Genomic DNA, 6,050 nt, shown 5'->3' with positions numbered 1-6,050 from the left:
GGTCAGAGCCCATTGCCGTGGCAATGGGCTCTGACCCCGATCCTGCATTACCAGGCCAGGCGCACACCCACCTGCCCGCCCACATCGCGGTAGCCGTGGTCACCGCGCTGCACGTTCAGGCCACCCCATGCCTCCAGGCGCTGGCTGATCTTCAGCTCGGCACCGGCCTGCACCTCGTAGCGGTTGCGTGGCAGGTCGGCCCGCAGCGTTTCACCCCGGAAGTCGATGGCATTGCGGCCACTGCTGCGCAGCCAGTCCACGCCCAGGTACGGCTGCACCAGCGTGCCCATGCCCGCATGCTGGCCGAACGCGCGCACACCCACGCGTCCGGACAGCCCGCCGGCCGCTGCGCCATCAACCACAGTGCCGTTGCTTTCCACGTGTCGATCGGCGCTGTAGTCGGTATAGGTCAGCTGTATCTGCGGCTGCACATACACGTTGCTGGACGCGCCCTGCCAAACGTTGAGGGTGTAACCCGCTTCCAGCGAGCCGCTGCGCATGCGCGAATCGTAACTTTCCTTGTCCAGCGCAATGCCCTGCACGCGATTGCTGAAACGCCCGTACTGCAGCTGTGCGTCCACATACGCGCCTTCGCTGCCATCGGCCTGCCGAAGCCAGGTGCCGTACACGCCCACCGCCGTGCCGCGCACGCGGCCCTTGGCGCTGTAACCGGTCAGGTCGGAGACCACCGTATTGTCTGCACGGCCGCTGCCCAGCATCACACCCAGTGCGGCATCGCCGCGCCGCCACACATCGGTGCCGATCTGCATCACAGACGTGTTTCCATCCACCGACAGCTGCCCGCCCACCGCGGTGAAATCCGCATTGCTGCGGGCCACGCGCGCCCAGGCGGCACGTTCCTCGCTCATTGCCACTGCGCCCATGCGGTCGCTCAAGCGGTGCGCGAACATGTTCACTGCCGCCGACTGGTTGGCCAGATAGGCACCCGCTTCCGGGCGCAGCACCGGCGGCGGGGTGACCGGATCTACCGGATCTACCGGGTCGATCGGGTCGATCGGGTCGATGGGATCCACCGGGTCCGGGTCAGGGTCCGGGCCGGGGTCCACCACACAGCCCGGTGCGTTTGGATCCTCTTCGCAGATATCGAACCACTGCGAACGCAGGTACCAGTTGCCATCATTCGGGTCCAGCAGGCCGCCCTTGAACAGGAAGTACTCGTAGGCACCGCCCACGGCGCGGCCGGCCAGCGAATAGTCCGCCAGTGACGCACCGTCGATGCGGATCAGCGAAATGCCGTCGAAGGTGGCTGCACCCACGCCGCCGATATTGTTCACCACGATGGACGCATTGCCACTGGCATCGCCGCGCACGTGCAGGCGATCGATGTCCGAAGTGTCACCGGCCAGCGCGCCATTGAACAGGAAGGTGGAGCCTTCGCTGTGCAGATCGCCGTCCACCGTCAACACGTTGAAGCGGCCGCTGCCATCCGACAGGGCCAGCGTGCTGTCGCGCAGTGCAAGTTCCTGCACGGCGGCATTGCCATTGAGTATCCACTGGCTGCCGCCATCCAGTGCCATGCCCTGCACAAGATGGGACGAACCATGCCAGCCCGCGTTGTTGGTCAACTGCACATGCACTTCAGACTGCGGCACCAGGCCGGCGTCTTCGTCCTCGGGGGTGATCACAATGTCGCCGATCATCACCGCGCCACTGTCCAGCTTCACATCGAAGCGCCCGGCCACGGCCGCATCCAGCGCCAGTGCAATGCCATTGCCGCCGGATACCACTGCGCCATTGGCCAGGGTCAGGCCGGGGTCGCGGCTGCTGCGCATCCAGATGCCACCGTGCTGGGCGCTGACCAGCGAGCCGCCGTCGATGGAGAGCTTTCCGTTGTCATTCACCACCGCCGCCCATGCGCCTTCGCCTTCGGTGCGTACGTGGGTGTTGGCCAAGCTCATCTCGCCGTTGCCGCCGGTCAGAACGCCATGCGACTCACGGCCCGTGGTGCGTATCTCACTGTCGGCCAAACTCACCACCGCGCCCGAGCGTGCAATCACCCCCAGGGCCATCTCGCCTTCAGTAAGTATGCGGGTGTCCTCGACTGCAACAACAGGCGTGCGCCCGATGCTGGCCTCGGCGAAGATGCCGTGGCCGCTCTCGCCCAGCGTATGTAGCGCACTGGAGGCAATGTGGGCCTCGCCCCCCAATATTGAAACCGCCTGACCGTGCAGCCCGTCAGAGGTGACCTGCGACCCGGTCAACTCCAGCTCGCCGTTGTCCAGCATTCGAATGCCAACGCCATCCCGCGTGGTGATCGATGAATCGCTGATCGTGGCAATGCCATTGCGCTGATTGATGTCGATGCCGATGGACTGACTCTGCAGATGGCTGTTGCGAAGCGTCAGCTCAGAGCCTTCCATCAGATTGATGCCGAAGTGACCGGACAGGTCTACCCCATCCAGCGTCGCCTTGCCACCGCCACTGGTGGTAAAACTCAGCGCACTGGCATTGGCACCTCCGGAATGCACGCTGCCGCCACGCATTTCCAGCTCGCCCCCCACCAGCAGACCGGTGCCGGACCTGTCGTGCGTCAGCGCGATATCCACATCCTCAAGCATCGCCTTGCTGCCCAACGCCACCAACGCACCGGATGCCCCCGCGCCGGTACCGTTGATCTGTACCGAGCGCAGCGTCGTCGCGCTGCTGCCTCCTGCCCACAGGCCGGCGCCGCTTCCAGCAATATCGATGCGCACCCTTTCGGCAAGCAGCGTGCCCCCATTGATATCCAATCCATTGGCTTGGCTGCCGGCAATTTCAATGACGCTGTCAACGATCTGCGCATCGCCGCCAGCGACAGACAGGCCGTGGGACAGTGCGCCACGGGTCACAATGTGGGCGCGCTCCAAGGCGAGTCGTCCGTTCAGCGCTTCGGCGCCGTTTGCCGCAGCGCCGGATGTCTCAATGCTGATGTCGCTGGCCTGCACGTAGCCACCGTTGGCTGAGGAAAGCCCTGCCGCGCCATCACCCAGCGTGGCGGCCGTAGCGTCCTTCAGCACAATGAGGCTGCCGGCCCCTTCGGCACGGACTGCGGCTGCGCGCAGGCCTTCCGTACGAAGATTCACTGCCCCCGCAGGCTGGATTTGACCACCATTGATGGCGAGGAATGCATAGCCGGCAGGGTTGCCCGGCTCTACCGGCTCAGTCGTCGTGTAATCGCCCGCAGCGGGCGTCTGCTGATCGCCGTCGGCGACCACCTGCTGGGCCTGAGCCGGAAGTGCAGTAACCAAGGCCGCCGCGAGCGCTGCAGCCAACGTTGTACGAGGGGGAAGCAAAGGGGGCATCGCATGTCTCCGTGTGAAAGCAGACATGCTCGGGGTGGGCCGACCATGCGCCCATCGAAAGACTTGCAATACGCCTGCGACCGGATGCCGCAGTGCTGTCCATGGGCTGAACCCACGCGGCCTGGCAAGCCGGCTTTACAACTAATTGCATGGGATGGGACCGGGGGCGGAGCGAGAATTCGGGCCGTACAAGACACCTGCATTCGCGAAAGCACCTGAACTTCACGCTTTTTTCACGTGATGACAACCTATACATCACGGCGCAGTTCCAGCGGGTCGAAAGCGCAGGCGAATCAGCACTTCTCATCCGATAAGGAAACGATCATGCGAAACATTACATCCCCCCGCGCGAACCCGCGCCGTCCCCTGGCTCATGCCGTACTGCTGGCCATCACCACGTTTGCCGCCGGATCTGCCTTGGCCGGCGACCTGGACAATCAGGATGCCACCGTTGTGGCAGGCGACCCGGTAGAGGCATGGTCGCTGCGCAATGGTTCGAACCTGATCGGGCAGAACGCGCAGATGAACGAGATCAGCGCCCGCGATACGTCGACTGTCGTGCTGGACGGCGGCACCGTTATCCGCGCCGCAGGCCAGCGAGCGGTAAGCTTGACCGACAACGCCCAACTTACAGCCACCGGCACCACCTTCCGCGGCGGCATTGCACTGAACAACGGCAACACGGTGGCGCGACTGACGGGAGGCTCGATCAAGGTTACAGCGGCAGACCTTGCGCCCACCGAGCGACTGTCCGTCGGCATCGATCTACTCCGCAGCCTGGCAACGTCCGATGACCGGAACCCCTATGCGCTGCTGGACGGTGTACAGGTGGAAGTGGAAGATGCTCCCGACCCTACCGCGCCTGTTTACAACAGCGGAGTCGGCGCACGTGTTTTCATTGGACGGCTGGATATCACCAACGGGTCAAGCATCGCGAGTACCAATGCCGGCGTACTGCTGTGGAACGAACCGCACCCGGACGGTACGGTGACGTTGAATGTGGATCGCTCGACCATTGCTTCCCAGCGCGGTCCCGCGATCCAGGTGATGCCCGGCTTTGACAGCAGCAACGCTGACATCCTGATTGCCAACGGCTCAACCCTTACCGGTGGCGATGGCAATCTGCTTCTCTTCAGCAATCTGTCTGGCAGCATCAACAGCAGCCCGACCGACGTCAACTTCACTGTGGACAACTCGCGCCTTGCCGGCAACGTAACCTTCGACCCCACCACCGTCAGCAATGGCACGCTCGATGTGATCCTGCGCAACAAGGCGCAGATCGATGGCCGCTTCACCAATGTCACTTCGGCCGACATCGGCAGCGACAGCACCTGGCTGATGACCGGCGACAGCAACGTCGGCGCTCTTATCCTGGGCAGCACCGGCATCGTGGCACTGGGCAACGGCAGCACGTTCAACACCCTCAACGTGGATACCTTCACCGGCAACGGCGGCACCCTGCTGTTCAACACAGTCCTGTTCGATGACACCTCGGCCACCGACAAGCTGATCGTGGCCGGCGATACCAGCGGCCAGGCCAACGTGCGTGTGGTCAATGCCGGGGGTGCCGGCGCCAAGACCGACAAGGGCATCGAACTGATCCGCGTGGGCGGTGCCTCCAACGGCCAGTTCGACCTGCAGGGCCGCGCGGTGGGTGGGCAGTACGAGTACTTCCTGTTCAAGGATGCCGCCAACGGCGGCTGGTACCTGCGCTCGGAACTGGCCACCGTGCCGGACCCGTGCGTGGTCGACCCGACGCTGCCGGAATGCGGGCCGATCATTGATCCGGTCGATCCGGTGGAACCGACCCCGGTGCTGCGCCCGGAAACCGGTGCCTACCTGGCCAACCAGTTTGCGGTGGACCAGCTGCTGCGCCACGGTTGGCGTGACCGCCAGGGCGGCAGCTTCAGCGACGACGGCGTGCGTGGTTGGGCGCGTGTGGACAGCAACCAGAGCAAGCTGGGTGCGGTGAATGATCAGCTGGATCTGCGCGTGGACCGCTCGCGCGTGCAGCTGGGTGCGGACATGGGCGTGTTCGACAACGGCCGAGGCCGCGTGGGCGTGATGGGTACGCTGGCGCAGTCCAGCGCCACCTCACGTTCCGAGCTGACCGGCTACAGCGCCAAGGGCAAGGTGCAAGGCGGCGCACTGGGCGTGTACGGCAGCTGGAACAACGATGCGATGTATCTGGATGCCAGCGTGCAGCGCGGCCAGTTCCGCAACCGCGTGCAGGGCGAAGGCCTGGCCGAGGAGCGCTACGACTCCGATATCTGGCAGAGCGCGCTGGAAGCCGGTTACCGCATCGGCATCGGCCAGATCGGCAGCACGACCGTGAGCCTGCAGCCGGAGCTGCAGTTGATCTACACCAACACCAGTACCGACCGCCACGAAGAGGCGAACGGCACCGTGGTGCGTGCGCTGGACAACAATGGTTTGTCCGGCCGCCTGGGCCTGCGCCTGCAGGGCGAAGGCCACAGCACCGCCGGTGCCTCGGTCAGCCCGTACGTGGTGGCCAACTGGTACCGCGATGGCGCCAACAATGGCATCGCTTTTGATGATGAACTGCTGAAGGCCGGCATTCCGCGCAATCGCTATGAACTGAGTGCCGGTGCACGCGTGCAGTTCCGCAGCGGGCTGAGTGCCTGGGGTGGCTTCGGTGTGATGCGCGGTGACCATGGTTACCGCGAGACCACTGCCAACCTGAGCGTGGCGTACCAGTGGTGAGATAGATAAGAAGACGGGGGCGGC

2 protein-coding genes are annotated in these 6,050 nt (G+C 64.5%); one reads left to right on the top strand and one right to left on the bottom strand.

Annotated features, from left to right (window positions below; genetic code table 11):
* Positions 1-47: 47 nt before the first annotated feature.
* On the bottom strand, positions 48-3,248 hold the full coding sequence (locus O0J73_RS21230; RefSeq protein WP_308309581.1) for an autotransporter outer membrane beta-barrel domain-containing protein: 3,201 nt from the start codon (positions 3,246-3,248) through the stop codon (positions 48-50).
* A gap of 378 nt (positions 3,249-3,626) precedes the next feature.
* Between O0J73_RS21230 and O0J73_RS21225 the strand changes: the two genes are divergently transcribed.
* Positions 3,627-6,026 (top strand): autotransporter outer membrane beta-barrel domain-containing protein, encoded by a 2,400-nt coding sequence (locus O0J73_RS21225; RefSeq protein WP_308309580.1) that lies wholly within the window; start codon positions 3,627-3,629, stop codon positions 6,024-6,026.
* The last annotated feature ends 24 nt before the right edge of the window (positions 6,027-6,050 follow it).

Source organism: Stenotrophomonas sp. Sm6012 (genome assembly GCF_030985895.1).
Classification (GTDB): domain Bacteria; phylum Pseudomonadota; class Gammaproteobacteria; order Xanthomonadales; family Xanthomonadaceae; genus Stenotrophomonas; species Stenotrophomonas forensis.
The sequence above is the reverse complement of the archived record's forward strand: the minus strand, read 5'-3'. Positions and strand labels throughout refer to the sequence as shown.